Below are 15,511 nucleotides of genomic sequence, written 5' to 3' on the forward strand. Positions count from 1 at the left end.
ATGAATGATTTACCAGAATCAATGAAAGGTATCGTAAAAGGTGGTGGTTCTTTAACTGCATTACCAATTATTGAAACTCAAGCTGGTGACGTTTCTGCATATATCCCAACAAACGTAATTTCTATTACAGATGGACAAATTTTCTTAGAGTCAGATTTATTTAACTCAGGTGTTCGTCCAGCGATTAACGTAGGTATTTCTGTATCTCGTGTTGGTGGTTCTGCTCAAACAAAACCAATGAAAAAAGTATCAGGTACATTAAAATTAGATCAAGCTCAATACCGTGAGTTAGAAGCTTTCGCTAAATTTGGATCTGATTTAGATGCAGCTACAATGAGTGTTATTGGTAAAGGTGAGCGTAACGTAGAGTTATTAAAACAAGCTGTTAACTCTCCAATTCCAGTAGAAGAACAAGTAGCAATTATATTTGCAGGTACTAACGGTTTATTAAGAAACGTTCCTGTAAATAAAGTTAGAGAATGGCAAGCAGATTTTGTTGATTTAATGAAAAACAAATATGCTGATACTTTAACATCTATCCGTTTAGGAAAATGGACAGATGAAATTATAGAGGTATTGAAGAAAGTTGTTACAGAAACAACATCAAAATATTAATAAAAATAAAATAAAAGCTTAGAAATTAGTTTTTAAGCTTTTATTTATCCTTCATTTCAAACAGAATTTTATGCCAAATTTAAAAGATATACGTAACCGTATTACTTCTGTAGGTTCTACAATGCAGATTACAAGTGCTATGAAATTAGTTTCTGCTGCAAAACTAAAACGTGCTACAGATTCTATCGTACAGTTACGTCCTTATGCAGATAAATTACGTGAACTTTTACAAAATGTAAGTTCTACTTTAGAAGCTGAAGTAGGAGGTGCATTAACAGAAGAGCGCGAAGTTAATAAAGTACTTTTAGTCGTTATTAACTCAAATAGAGGTTTATGTGGAGGATACAACTCAAGCATCATCAAAAAAGTAAATGCGTTATTAGCTGGCGAATTAGCAAGTAAACACGTAGAGATTTTAGCAATTGGTAAAAAAGCTAATGATACTTTTAGTAAAACACAAACTATCTATAAAAATGCATCAAGCATTTGGGATAATTTAAATTTTGCAGATGTAGCTGAAATTGCAGACGATTTAGTAGAGAAATTTACTGCAGGTAACTTTGATCAAATCAGAATTATCTACAATCAATTTCAAAATGCAGCTGTTCAAATTGTACAAGACGAACAATTTTTACCAGTCGTTTTAGAGAAAACTGAAGAAGAAGCAAACAATTCAGCAGAGTTAGATTATATCTTCAACCCTTCGAAAGAAGAAATTTTAAGAGACTTAATCCCTCAAACGTTGAAAACGCAATTATTCAAAGCCGTATTAGATGCTAACGCTTCTGAGCACGGAGCACGTATGACTGCAATGCATAAAGCAACAGACAACGCAAGCGAGTTACAAAAAGGATTGAAAATTCAATACAATAAAGCTCGTCAAGCTGCTATTACAAACGAGATCTTAGAGATCGTTGGTGGTGCAGAAGCATTGAATGCGTAAGAACAAAGACTTATATTATTTTAAATAGAAAAGCAACTTCATCTCGAAGTTGCTTTTTTTATAATGTTTACTTTAGATTATAAAGAAGTAATAAAACTTTTAATAGATTCTAACAATTATATTTATCATTCAGAATAAAAATCTATAAAACACTTTTGAATAATTATTCTTTAACATATGTATTGAAGAAATACTTCTACTTAGTTATTACTTTATTCAGGATGATAATTTGTGTAATCATATATCTAATTAGAATTCTTATTAGTTCAATCTTATTATAAGTTAGAATGGTATGAATCATTTCCTCAAGACATTTCAATAAAAACGTCAAGTGATTTTACCTAAAACCTAAGGAGGTTTTAGGTAAAATGTCTCGACGTTTTATATCAAACAAAAAGTCCTAAGCAATGCTCAGGACTTTTCTATTGTTATAATCGAAACTTAGTTTCTACTTATTTCATTTGAAATAATGGGCGAGAAGACATAAACTCATTTACACGATCTGCAACTCCATCAATGATTTCTTCGTTATTAATATTCATTAATACTTCGTCAATCAAGTCAGCAACAGTTTGCATATCTGCTTCAACCAACCCACGAGTTGTTACAGCTGCCGTACCCAAACGAATCCCCGATGTAATGAAAGGAGATTTATCATCGAAAGGAACCATGTTTTTGTTACAAGTGATTTCTGCCAAAACTAAAGCGTTTTCTGCTTGTTTCCCAGAAATACCTTTGTTACGTAAGTCGATTAACATACAGTGATTATCTGTACCTCCAGAAACAATATCATAACCTTTTGCAACCAATGCCGCAGCCAAAGCCTTCGCATTCTTCACAACTTGTACAATATAGTCCATATAACCGTCAGATAAAGCCTCTTCAAAAGCAACAGCTTTAGACGCGATTACATGCTCTAAAGGTCCACCTTGTGTACCAGGGAACACTGCTCCGTTCAAGATTTGAGACATCATTTTCACTTCACCTTTAGGAGTTTTTGCTCCCCAAGGGTTCTCAAAATCTTTCCCCATCATAATGACTCCACCACGAGGACCACGTAAAGTTTTGTGAGTTGTCGTCGTTACGATATGACAATGAGGCATAGGATCGTTTAAGATTCCGCGGGCAATTAACCCAGCAGGATGCGAGATATCAGCCAATAACAAAGCACCAACTTCATCAGCTACCTCACGAAATTTAGCATAATCTATGTCTCTTGAGTATGCCGAAGCACCACAAATTATCATTTGAGGCTTCTCTTTACGAGCAGTTTCTGCCATAGCTTCGTAGTCAATTCTCCCCGTCTCTTTGTCCACTCCATAGAAAGAAGTTTGGTAAGTTAACCCAGAAAAGTTAACAGGAGAACCGTGAGTTAAGTGCCCACCGTGCGATAAATCGAATCCTAAGATCTTGTCTCCTGGCTTCAAACATGCTAAGTAAACAGCTGCATTTGCCTGAGATCCTGAGTGAGGTTGCACATTCGCATACTCTGCATTAAACAACGCTTTCAAACGATCAATTGCAATAGTTTCTACTTCGTCTACAACTTCGCAACCACCGTAGTAGCGCTTTCCAGGATAACCTTCTGCATATTTATTTGTCAAAACAGAACCCATCGCGCGCATTACGTTGTCCGAAACAAAGTTTTCTGAAGCGATTAATTCAATTCCGTTTAATTGTCTTTCTTTTTCTTCTTCAATCAAATCGAAGATTACATCTTGTGCCATGTTTTGTTTGTATTAATTGTGTTTCAAATATAAGCTTTTATCATTAGAATTTCTAACTGATATATTCGTAATAACCTAAGAGTTATCAAAACAATTTTTCTAATGATTTGGGCGTTCCCTTCGGGCGGGCTATTCGTTGCAATCTTTACTTTGTAACTTCGCTATCGCTTTGTTTCACGCAAAGGATTTCCACTACTATCCCTAACGCATCTCGAGTTGTGAGTAACAAGTTCTTAGTTTTGAGTAATAATATTTATACTTTTTTCAGAATCATACCTTATTAATAATTGAAAACTAATTTACTTATTCAAAGGAATTTCAAATGACCTTTCAATAAAAAGGCGTTAAAAAAATGAAGAAATTCGAAGCGATAAAAAAGATTTAACCGATAGGTTTTTAAATCTTTTCGCGTAGAATGAATCATTTTCAGCCGATTTATTGAGGTCTTGATTTTTTTGTTTCGTTTTTTCATCAAGGAAAAAATGAAAGATGGTTTCTTAGATATTTAAAATTTCTAATTTCTAAACCAACCAACTATCAATTTCTCTCATTAAATTTACAGCATGAAAAACCCTACTTTTTGCATTGGTTTAATGTCTGGAACTTCGTTAGATGGTTTGGATATTTGCTATGTACGATTTGATGGTAACCAACATTTCGAAATTTTACATGCCGAAACTATAGATTATTCATCCGATTGGCGAACAAAACTAACAGAAGCTTTTCAATATTCGGCAATGGATTTATGCCAACTAGATGTAGAGTATGGTTATTTTCTTGGAGAACAAGTAAAAGAATTTATTCATAAAAATAAGATTAGAAAAGTAGATTTTGTTGCATCTCACGGGCAAACTATTTTTCATCAACCGCAGAAATCATTCACTTTGCAAATAGGAAAAGGTGCAGCAATTGCGTCGCGTTGTCAACAAAAAGTGGTGTGCGATTTCAGAACACAAGACGTTATTTTAGGAGGACAAGGAGCGCCTTTGGTTCCGATTGGGGACGAATTATTATTTTCTAACTATGATGCATGTTTAAACCTTGGAGGTTTTTCTAACATTTCGATGAATAGAAATGGAAAACGAATTGCATTTGATATCTGCCCAATTAATATTGTCTTGAATCATTATGCAAAACAACTCGGTTTTGATTTTGATAAAAATGGAGAACTAGCAGGGCAAGGACATATTAATACTGTATTAGTTGATGAATTAAACCTTTTGAATTATTATCATCAACCTTTCCCAAAATCATTAGGTTTTGAATGGGTAACGAATGAGTTTTTAACAATTGTTGATAAGTACGATATTTCTATTGAAGATAAGCTAAGAAGTTGTGTGGAGCATTTCGTAATTCAAATTAAAAATACCTTTGCTTTATACGATATCAACAATGTGTTGATAACTGGAGGAGGAGTTCGAAATTCATTTTTTATCAATCGTTTACGAGAATTATCAACTGTTGAAATCATCATTCCAACTGATAATTTAATTGATTTTAAAGAAGCTTTAATTTTTGCATTCCTTGGATATCGACGTGTTCATAACGAAATAAATTGTTTGGCATCTGTAACAGGAGCGAGCAAAGACCATTCGTCTGGAATTATATATAATCTATAAAATCTATATAATTAATAGAGTTTAAAAATATTTTATTTACATTTGTTCGGTAACAAAGAATAAATGCGATATGAAATATTCGAAAAATAAAGATGTTATTTTACTTCATGGCTTATTTGGAAGCCTTAGTAATTGGGGAAATGTTATCAAGAATCTTGAAGAAAATTACAATGTTTATACACCAACTTTTCCTTTATTTTCTACTCATTTCAAAAGAAATTCACTTCAAAATTTAGTTCAATTTCTAGAAAATTATATTAAATCCAATAAAATTGAAAATCCAATATTAATTGGAAATTCTTTGGGTGGACATATTGCGTTGTTATATGCGTTGGCGCATCCAAATTTGGTTGATAAATTGATTTTAGCAGGAAGTTCTGGTTTATATGAAAACAATTTACAAGCTTCTTTTGTACGTGTGCGAGATTATGAGTATATCAAAAATAAGGTAGAAGAAGTTTTTGAAACAAAAAATGTTGTTACAAAAGAATTGGTAGATGATGTTTTTTCGACCGCTAATACGCCTACAAAAGCTTTGTCTATAATTTCGATTGCGCGAGATGCAAAGCGACAAAATTTGAAACATCTTTTACATAAAATAGATCAGCCAGTTTTGTTAGTTTGGGGAAAACAAGATATTGTGACACCGCCAGATGTTGCTGAAGAGTTTTTTGCACATTTACCTAATGCAAAATTAGCTTATATCGATCATTGTGGTCATGTGCCGATGATGGAGCAGCCGATACTTTTTAATCAACATATTAATCAATTTTTAAGTGCTTAAAAATGAATCATCCCGAGTATTTAGCTTTTGCTTTACCAGCTTTTTTTCTTTTTTTATGGCTTGAATATGTAGTTGTTAAAAAGAAGAAATTAAAGAATATCTATAAATATGAAAGTTCAGTTTCTAATATTTCAATAGGAATTGCAGAACGATTATTGAATCTTTTTATTACGGCAAGTTTTTACAATTTGTATGTTTGGATTTACGAAAGTTATCGTCTATTAGATATTTCAAATGCTTGGTGGATTTGGGTTGTGATGCTTCTAGCGACAGATTTTGTCTGGTATTGGTATCATCGTTTGGGACATGAAGTCAATATTTTTTGGGGAGCCCATATTGTGCATCATCAATCCGAAGAATTTAATTTCACGGTTGCGGCACGTATAACGACTTTACAAGCAATTGTTCGCAATGTATTCTGGTGTATTTTGCCTTTTATTGGTTTTCATCCAAATTTAGTAATGACGATTTTGGTGGTTCATGGCGTGTATTCTTTTTTTACACATACGCAGATTTTGGAGAAACAAAAATGGCTCGAATATATTTTTATAACGCCTTCTCTTCATGGTGTTCATCATGCTTCTGACGAAAAATATTTGGACAAAAATTATGGAGATGTATTTGTTTTTTGGGACAAATTATTTGGTACTTTTCAGAAAGAAGAAGAAAAACCCAAATATGGATTAACTCATCCTATCAATAGTTACAGTTTTTTGTGGCAACATTTTCATTATTATTTAGAGTTGTACGAGGCTGCTCGAAGAAAATCATCTATTAAAGAAAAATTGACAATATATTTTGGTAGTCCAGCGGTTATGGATCAGGAAATAAGACCAATTATTGAAAAGAAATGGATGTCTAAGAATAAAGTGAATAGTTATCATTTCAAATACAAAGGTTATATTAATTTACAATTGATTTTATCGTTTTTTGCGATGAGTATTCTAACATATTACTTTGATCAATTTGATAATTTAACCAAAGGTTTCTTCGTTGTATTTGTCTTGATTACATTAATAAATATTGGTGCACAATTAGAACAAAAAAGATGGGTACCGTATTTAGAACATATTAGATTTTTAGTGTTTTGTAGTTTTTTTATCATTCAATCTCATAATTATTTCTTGCTGATTTTACCTTTCATATTTGTTTTTATCATCGAAAAGATGTTTAATTTTAGCAATTGGTATCAAAAAAGTATTTTAAAGATTATATAAATGATAATTTAGGTCTTATTGTTTCGTTTAGATTAGGCGGTTAAAAACGAGTTCATTATTTTTACCAAATTAAAAAAAATAAAATGATTGTTTCTAAACTATTTCAAAAATTTATTCATAGCCAAACTTCTGGCGGAATTACTTTAATTTTCTGTACACTATTTTCGTTAATTGTTGCCAATTCAATGTTTGCTGATTCTTACCAAAGCCTTTGGCATTTGGATCTATTCGGGCATTCTTTTGCACATTGGATTAACGATGGGCTAATGGCCATTTTCTTTTTCTTAATTGGATTAGAATTAAAACGTGAAATGCTAATTGGAGAACTTTCCAATGTAAAGAAAGCAATTTTACCCATTTTTGCTGCAGTTGGAGGTATGTTACTTCCTGCTGGAATTTTTGCTGCTTTGAATTACGGAACTGATACCATTAATGGATTTGGAATTCCAATGGCTACTGATATTGCATTTGCCGTTGCAGTGATTACAATGTTAGGTAAAAGAGTACCAATGTCTTTAAAAGTGTTTTTAACGGCACTTGCAGTAATTGATGATTTAGGTGCTATTTTGGTGATTGCATTATTTTATCCTAATCCTGAGTTACCTTTTGATATTACTCAATTTGGGATTGCAATGGGTGTTTTAGCTTTATTATTTGGTTTAAATCGAATGAAGGTGAATACAATCATACCTTATATAATTGGTGGAATTATTGTATGGTGGTTTATGTTACACTCAGGAATACACGCAACAATTGCAGGTGTTTTAGTGGCTTTTACAATTCCTTTTAATAAAGATCAATCCAAATCTCTTTGTGCAAAAGCAGAACACTTTTTACATTTACCAGTTGCCTTCATCATTTTACCATTATTCGCTTTAGCAAATACAGCAATTACTATTGATGGTGGAGGATTCTCACATTTTAGTTTCCCGTTAGCAGCTGGAATTTTCTTAGGTTTAGTAGTAGGTAAACCAATTGGTGTAACCTTAGCGACTTTTATAGCTGTAAAATTGGGATTAAGTGAATTGCCAACAGCTGTAAACTTTAAACGTGTTTTTGGTGCAGGAATGTTAGCAGGAATTGGTTTTACAATGTCTATTTTCGTATCGATTTTGGCGTTTAAAGATCCTGATTATGTGAATGAAGCTAAATTAATGATTCTTGTAGCTTCGGTAGCTGCAGCAGTTTTTGGATTCTTTTATTTAAAAAGAACTTTAACGACTCGTCAGGATTATTCAGATTAATTGAACAAAATATTCATCATATCAAGTCGATTTTTTCTTCGGAAGAAATCGACTTTTATTTTATCCCTGCGTATCTTCGTATAAATTTTTGTACAAATGAGAACGTATCAAGAAACCATTGATTGGTTATTTTCTAATTTACCAATGTTTCAACGTGTTGGAGCATCAGCAATGAAAGCAGATTTAACAAATATTACAGCTTTATGCGAATATATGGGAAATCCTCAAACTAAATTTAAAACTGTTCATATTGCAGGAACAAATGGTAAAGGAAGTACGTCTCATATGTTGGCTTCTATTTTTCAGGAAGCGGGGTACAAAACAGGTTTAACAACTTCTCCACATCTCAAAGATTTTCGCGAACGAATTCGTGTAAATGGAGCAATGGCTGATGAAGAATTTGTGATTGACTTTGTAAGTAAACATGAAAAAAAAATCATCGATCAAAAAGCGTCTTTTTTCGAAATAGCAATTGCGATGGCTTTCGAATATTTTGCACAACAAAATGTAGATATCGCAATTATAGAAACAGGTTTGGGCGGACGATTAGATTCCACGAATATTATTTTACCAGAACTTTCTGTTATTACGAATATAGGTTTGGATCATACACAATTTTTGGGTGATACGTTGGATAAAATTGCTTTTGAAAAAGCTGGTATCATAAAACCAAACACAGCGATTGTAATTGGTGAAACAACAGCAGAGACAAAATCAGTTTTTGAACAAGTAGCGAAAGATAGAAATGCAGAAATCATTTTTGCAGAAGAAAAACATTTTCAAGATTTACCTTCAGATTTGAAAGGTTCTTATCAAATCAAAAATAAACGTACCGTTTTAACCGCTATTGAACAATTGCAAAAACAAGGTTGGACAATTTCTTCTGAAAATATTACAAATGGCTTATTGAATGTTGTAAAGAATACAAATTTGCGTGGACGTTGGGATATTTTAGGACAACATCCATTAATTGTTGCTGATACTGCGCATAATCCACATGGTTTAGCAGAAGTTTCAAAACAAATAAATGAGCAAGCTTATAATCAATTGCATTTAGTTTTGGGATTTGTCAACGATAAAGATGTTTTGTCAATTCTTCAGTTTTTTCCAAAAAAGGCAACTTATTATTTTTGTCAACCAAATGTTCCACGTAAATATGATATTGATGAGCTGTATCAAATAATTCCAGAAGATATACAGGACAAACATTTTTTCGATTCTGTAGAAAAAGCATTACTTGCAGCCAAAAATAATGCTTCTGTGAATGATATGATTTATATAGGTGGTAGTACATTCGTTGTCGCTGAAGTGATTTGATTTTATTATTTTAATTGATTTGATATTTTTTTATTTAGAAAGGTAAAATACAGATGTAATAATTAGGATAAACTGATCCTGTTATAACTTGTTTATTCAAATCGATTTAATGATTCAGTTTTTTTTGAAAAAATAGGTAAGCTGTTGTTTGTCAGCAAGTTGAATATCTAAAAAATGCATCTTTTAAAGAGAGAGAGCATAAATGATTGATTTATATAGTTTATATTTGTTCAATTCAATAAAAAAAAAATTATAATCAGAATATAGTGCTGTAGATAGTTTATATTTAAAAGTAGTTACTAAATGTCAAGGATGTACTTATGGAGATACACAATATTTTAAAATAAAAATTAAAAAATTGTAGTACAATTTCCAATCCTATGATACGTACTCGGTTATATAAATAATTTTTCAGAATAAGAATATAACAAGTAATAAGGTTATCCATTTTGGGTAGCCTTTCTTTTTTTTACTAATTTATTTCGCTTCGCGAAACCTTTCCCGAGTCCATAACCCAAAAGTAGCCGCTGCCCATTTGCTTGATTCAGCAAATCGTCACCGCCTAATCATTCCATGCAGTGAAAATATAAACCTCGCGCGCAATGAGCCACCATTTTTTTGTTCAACTCCAACCATCCAAAAAAAGTATTGTATACACTCTACTGCCTCTCTACTGCCACTATGTTGCCTTTATCCTGCCTTCATCCTGCCTTTAAGTAGCGAGTAAGCTTGAGGATGTAGCTGATTTTTCACGAAACTTAAATCAAAATTATGACTAAAAATATTAGTTCTATTTTTAAGTATCGTAGGGTATTTTACTTTCATTTCAATATTGACTGGAACTCAAGGTTGGAAAAATATGTTTGATAGTCTAAAAAATATAAAAGAAAATTCACTCGATTTTTATATGTTTTTATGGCCAATTATAATTTCAGAATACTCTTATTTGTTAACGTAAAACTTTATTTGAATTTAAAATCACACAAAAAAAATCCACAAACAATTCTAAATACGCAATTAATTATCATATTTAATTTATTTATTTTCAACAAGTAATGTTTGTTTTAACTTTTTATTTGGTTTTTGTAGAAAGTTGCGTATATTTGAGAGTTAGCTGTAATTTTAGACCAACAGAGATGAAAATCAAAAACTTATTACTATTTGCAATTTTTTCGCTTCTATTTTCTTGTGCAAACCGACAATTAATAAAAACTCGAAACAATGACAAAATTTCTTTTCGTTGGGAAAGTTTTGATTTTGAAGGGAAAAATTACAAATATGGAGCAATGTATGTTCCAGTAAAAATTCCGACTATTGATAAAGAGTTTGAAATGCAATTTGATTTAGGTATGAATGTAAATATTGCATATGAAAATCCGCTTAATACAATAATTGCAGAATATCCTAAATTAAAAAACAGTTATTTTAAAAGAGGTGATTATGAAATATTTTACACAAATCTATTTTTAGACAATTTAAAATCATCAGTTGACAGTTTATTCGTGTATAAAGATTTTGGTTCTAATGAACCGTTTGAAAAATTGAAAAAAATTGGAACAATTGGTGTGAATGAAGTTGAAAATAAAGTTTTGATTATAGATTATCCAAAACAAACTCTACAAATTGCAGAAAACAGCAAATCAATTAGCTCAACAGACTACGTTTTTACACCAATCGAAATATTTAACGGAAAAATAAAGATAAACCTAAATATTGACGGACAAGATTATGCATTTCTATTTGACACGGGAGCAGGACTTGTTCCGGCAACTACAATTGATAGTCTGCTTTATAAAGAAATAACAACGAATGAAACTAAAAATCAAGATACAATTACAGCAAATAGTTGGGGCGAAGCGACAACTTTAATTGGAAATAAAATCATTAAAAGAATAAAAGTAAACAACTATCCTTTAGAAATAGAAAGCAAGAAATTTTACTACACAAATAGTGAAAAGCACCAAAAGTTTTTCAAAGATTTAGACTTGTATGGTTCTATCGGAAATGAATTTTTTATAAGCGACATAATAGTAATTGACCTTGAAAGAAAGTTATTTGGAATTAAGAAAAAATAAAAAAAACGTCGTACAACATAGGTAACTGTTGCACAACTCCAATTTTTATAAAAATTTAAAATATTTGACCTCGTTTAAGCCATTTTAAGCGAGGTTTGTTTTTAAAGAAATATGCTGAATTGTAATATTAGGTTTGCTTAAAAACGCACTTTTTAAGTCGTAAAGGAGTACTTTTGTAAAAAGCTGTATTTCCCTTGTTTTAGTGAAACAACTTGGGCTAAAACACTCGGGATTTTGAAAATAAAGCGCAGGTATTTCTTCAAGTTGTAAGATAAACTTGACATCAAAACGTGTTTATTGGCTTGTGACATTCCTCTGCTGTTGATTCGTTTTAGGTTAAAAAAGTTAATCAACGTTCCTAAAACGGGTTCTACTGTAGCACTTCGACGCTTTACTAATCTGCGGTGATACGCTTTGTTTTTGGTGAGTTTTTCGTGCATTTTATCGTACAATGGTTTGTGAATACTTTCTTGACCTTGAGTGCCGTAATATTTTTGAGTGGATTTGTACAAAAAATGTAAATCTAATGCTTGATTTACACGGCGATAAAAGTTATCGGTTGAACTAACCGCTCTAAGCTTAGTTCGTAAAATAATTGTGGGGTAAATTCTTTTCGTCCTTGCATACAACAAGATCCGAATTTTTTTTTATTTTTGAGTTGTGCAACAAGCACAAGGGTTTGGCAAAATGCGGGGTTAAAGTGCTAAATTCAAAGTTCGTACTTCTATCTCCGCCAAAAACGAATAAAATTCGTTTTTGTTTTTTAAATTTAACTCACAAAAATTCGTTATGGCTCGCCTCGGTGCAAAATCGAAACTTTAGGCTTCGATTTCCCCGCCTTCGGCAATATGCGGCCCGTTACATGCAAGCGCATCCAAACTTTACGCATAAATCCCTAATCTTAAAATCATCGGTTATTTTTTGTAAATTGCAATCAATTATAGAGAAATTGAATTAATGAAAGTTTTGGAAAAAATATCACTTGATAAAATTAGAAATGATAGGAAAAATCCTATCATTAATTTTGACGTGAAAGATGCTGTGATAACTCATTATCTCCATAACAATAAAAACGGAGTGTCACAATTTTATAAAAGTGATGCTATTGAATATACAAATGAAATTCTAAAAAATTACGTTTCAGAAGATTATACAAATTACTTTTCCGAAAAGAATTTTCAATTAGAACTTTTCAATAACGAAAACGTACCATTCCAACCAGTTGAGAAACCAAAATTCAAATTTATTGATTTATTTGCTGGAATTGGTGGTTTCCGTTTGGCTTTACAAAATCTTGGCGGGAAATGTGTATTTACTAGCGAATGGGACAAACAAGCGCAAAAAACATATCGTGCCAATTTTGGAGAAACTCCGTTTGGTGATATTACAAAAGAAGAAACAAAACAATATATTCCAGACGGTTTTGATGTACTTTGTGCTGGTTTTCCTTGTCAAGCATTTTCAATCGCTGGAAAACGTGGAGGATTTGAAGATACAAGAGGAACATTATTTTTTGATGTTGCTGAAATCATCAAACGTAAACAACCAAAAGCATTCTTTTTAGAAAACGTGAAAGGTTTAAGAAGTCATGACAAAGGAAAAACTTTAGAAACGATTTTAAATGTTTTACGTAACGACTTAGGATATTTTGTTCCAGAACCTCAAATAGTAAACGCTAAAGATTTTGGAGTTCCACAAAATAGAGAACGTATTTATATTGTTGGTTTTCATCCAGATTTGTGCATTGATAATTTCAGCTATCCAAAACCAACAAATCAAAACTCAACTTTTGCAGACGTGAAGGAAGAAAATGTAGTTGAAACAAAATATTATCTTTCAACTCAATATCTTCAAACTCTTGTAAATCACAAAGCAAGACACGAAAATAAAGGAAACGGGTTTGGTTACGAAATTATAAAAGATAATCAAACAGCTAACGCTGTTGTTTGTGGCGGAATGGGACGTGAAAGAAATTTAGTTTTAGACCATAGAATTACTGATTTCACTCCAACAACCAAAATTAAAGGTGAGGTAAATCGAGAAGGAATCCGAAAAATGACTCCAAGAGAATGGGCAAGATTACAAGGTTTTCCAGATAATTACATTATTCCAGTTGCTGACGCATCTGCTTACAAGCAGTTCGGTAACTCCGTTGCCGTACCAGCTATTCAAGCAACTGCAAACGAAATTATTAAACTAATGCTGAAAACTAAATGATAACAGGAAATAAGGGTGAATGGAGCGAAGTTTATGCGCTTCTTAAAATTATTGCTGATAAACAATTATTTGCTGGAGATAGTGATTTAAATAAAATTGAATCATTAATATTTCCAATTATTAAAGTTTTAAGAGATGAGTCAAATGGAACTTTCGTGTTTTCATATGAAAACGATATTGTTTTAATTAAAAATGGAGAAGAGGAATTTAGAATCTCAATCTCTAATTTTCAAGAAAATGCAAGTTTACTTTTACAAAAGTTAAAAGAAAAAACAAATGCTACTTTTTCAATTCCTCAAATTGAAACATTTATTAATTCATATCAAAGTCAATCAATTAAAGCTAAATCTTCAGTTAAAAGCGATATTAAAATTGTTATTCACGACCAAAGAACTGGAACGAATCCCGAATTAGGATTTAGTATAAAATCACAATTAGGTGGAGCTTCTACTTTACTAAATGCTGGAAAAACTACTAATTTCATTTACGAAATTGAAAACATAAACTTATCTGAAGAACAAATCAATTTGATAAATTCAATTGATACAAGAAGTAAAATAAAAGATAGAATTGAAGAAATTTATTCGTTAGGTGGTTCTTTAAATTTTATTAAAACGGAAAGTTCTATTTTTGGAAATAATTTAATTCTGGTTGATTCTGCATTACCCAAAATCGTTTCGGAAACACTTAAAAAATTCTTTACTTCAAGTTTATCAAAAACTATCGAATTAATAAATTCAGTTTCTGAAACAAATCCTTTAAACTTTAATTTGGAGAATAATCATCCTTTTTACACGTATAAATTCAAGCGATTTATAACAGATATTGCACTTGGAATGATGCCGTCAAAAGTCTGGACTGGACAACTTGATGCAACTGGTGGATATTTAGTCGTAAAAGAAGATGGAGAAGTTTTGTGTTATCACATTTACAACCGAAACGAATTTGAGGATTATCTTTATTCAAATACAAAATTTGAAACTGCAAGTAGTTCAAGACACGATTTCGGAAGTATTTATAAAGAAAATGATAAACTTTATTTCAAACTGAACTTACAAATTAGATTTCTATAAAAGCGCCAGCATGTAACAAGGGTAACTGTTGTACAACTCCAATTTTTATTTCAGTTAGACAAAAAAAATAAAGAATTGAGCTACATTGGAACGATGAATAAAAACTACCACTAACAACTAATCTTCCTTCTTGCCAGAAGGGGAGAAGGTAAAAACCTGTTGAGGAACCTGTAATTAGAACTATCATATATTATATAGCTAAAGTTTAGCTCGACTTTATTAATGAATATCGGAACTTTTCCCGAGTCGTTAACCACAAAGTAGACATTTTACTTTTATTTATAAGTAATAAAAACAAAACATCTAATCATTTTGTGTAGTAAAAACGATGTTTTCGGGTCTAAAATCTACTATCTAGTTTCTCAAATCTAAAATTCTCAAAAAATATTTCCCGTCATAACAGTTAGTTAGGGATATAAAGTAAAATAAATGTAAAATGTGTTTGGAAGTTCGGAAAAATGGGTTGTATATTTGCAATCCCAATACGAAAGACGAGTAGTATTGTAGTTGACATAAAGTAAAACAAGCGACAAAATTTTTAAAAATAAATTTTGTTGAATTAGAAATAAGTTTTACCTTTGCGACCGCAAATAACGAGAGTGATTTTGCTGCGAAGTAAATTGACTTATTGAAATAAAAACTTTAAATTTTTTAAAATAAAATTTTGTTAGTTAAAAAAA

10 protein-coding genes and 2 pseudogenes are annotated in these 15,511 nt (G+C 31.4%); 10 read left to right on the top strand and 2 right to left on the bottom strand.

The features are described from left to right. Together B3R94_RS07170 and atpG are read left to right on the top strand one after the other, a co-directional pair. Positions 1-615: pseudogene (locus B3R94_RS07170) on the top strand (F0F1 ATP synthase subunit alpha); the annotation flags it as partial. Positions 616-685: 70 nt separating this feature from the next. After that, positions 686-1,558, top strand: a complete 873-nt coding sequence (atpG, locus tag B3R94_RS07175; protein ID WP_219035388.1) for an ATP synthase F1 subunit gamma — start codon at positions 686-688, stop codon at positions 1,556-1,558. Positions 1,559-2,010: 452 nt separating this feature from the next. Here atpG and glyA read toward each other — a convergent pair whose 3' ends face one another. Beyond that, on the bottom strand, positions 2,011-3,285 hold the full coding sequence (glyA, locus tag B3R94_RS07180) for a serine hydroxymethyltransferase (RefSeq protein ID WP_219035413.1): 1,275 nt from the start codon (positions 3,283-3,285) through the stop codon (positions 2,011-2,013). Positions 3,286-3,848: 563 nt separating this feature from the next. On the opposite strand from glyA, the gene B3R94_RS07185 reads away from it, so the two are divergent. From B3R94_RS07185 to B3R94_RS07210, 6 genes are all read left to right on the top strand, one after another. Then, positions 3,849-4,904: an anhydro-N-acetylmuramic acid kinase gene (locus tag B3R94_RS07185; protein WP_291099700.1), complete on the top strand. Its 1,056-nt coding sequence runs from the start codon at positions 3,849-3,851 to the stop codon at positions 4,902-4,904. 70 nt (positions 4,905-4,974) lie between these two features. Further along, the gene (locus tag B3R94_RS07190; RefSeq protein ID WP_038335162.1) at positions 4,975-5,688 is read left to right on the top strand and encodes an alpha/beta fold hydrolase; all 714 of its coding nucleotides are present in this window, start codon (positions 4,975-4,977) and stop codon (positions 5,686-5,688) included. A 2-nt stretch (positions 5,689-5,690) separates the two neighbouring features. Continuing rightward, on the top strand, positions 5,691-6,905 hold the full coding sequence (locus tag B3R94_RS07195; RefSeq protein ID WP_221854232.1) for a sterol desaturase family protein: 1,215 nt from the start codon (positions 5,691-5,693) through the stop codon (positions 6,903-6,905). Between the two features lie 83 nt (positions 6,906-6,988). After that, positions 6,989-8,149 carry a Na+/H+ antiporter NhaA gene (nhaA, locus tag B3R94_RS07200; protein ID WP_114997858.1) on the top strand — a complete coding sequence of 387 codons (1,161 nt, stop codon included), beginning with the start codon at positions 6,989-6,991 and terminating at the stop codon, positions 8,147-8,149. A 96-nt stretch (positions 8,150-8,245) separates the two neighbouring features. Next, on the top strand, positions 8,246-9,466 hold the full coding sequence (locus B3R94_RS07205; protein WP_291099703.1) for a bifunctional folylpolyglutamate synthase/dihydrofolate synthase: 1,221 nt from the start codon (positions 8,246-8,248) through the stop codon (positions 9,464-9,466). Positions 9,467-10,602: 1,136 nt separating this feature from the next. Next, the gene (locus tag B3R94_RS07210; protein ID WP_291099705.1) at positions 10,603-11,541 is read left to right on the top strand and encodes a hypothetical protein; all 939 of its coding nucleotides are present in this window, start codon (positions 10,603-10,605) and stop codon (positions 11,539-11,541) included. Between the two features lie 152 nt (positions 11,542-11,693). Here B3R94_RS07210 and B3R94_RS07215 read toward each other — a convergent pair. Beyond that, positions 11,694-12,014 (bottom strand): annotated as a pseudogene (locus B3R94_RS07215) (transposase); the annotation flags it as partial. A gap of 604 nt (positions 12,015-12,618) precedes the next feature. Between B3R94_RS07215 and B3R94_RS07220 the strand changes: the two are divergent. Further along, positions 12,619-13,758 (top strand): DNA cytosine methyltransferase, encoded by a 1,140-nt coding sequence (locus tag B3R94_RS07220; protein WP_244957973.1) that lies wholly within the window; start codon positions 12,619-12,621, stop codon positions 13,756-13,758. Then, positions 13,755-14,831, top strand: a complete 1,077-nt coding sequence (locus tag B3R94_RS07225) for an HpaII family restriction endonuclease (protein WP_180905261.1) — start codon at positions 13,755-13,757, stop codon at positions 14,829-14,831. The genes B3R94_RS07220 and B3R94_RS07225 overlap by 4 nt, the downstream gene beginning before the upstream one ends. Positions 14,832-15,511: the final 680 nt, after the last annotated feature.

Origin of the sequence: Empedobacter sp. UBA7611 (assembly GCF_002484365.1) — a bacterium.
GTDB classification, from domain to species: domain Bacteria; phylum Bacteroidota; class Bacteroidia; order Flavobacteriales; family Weeksellaceae; genus Empedobacter; species Empedobacter falsenii_B.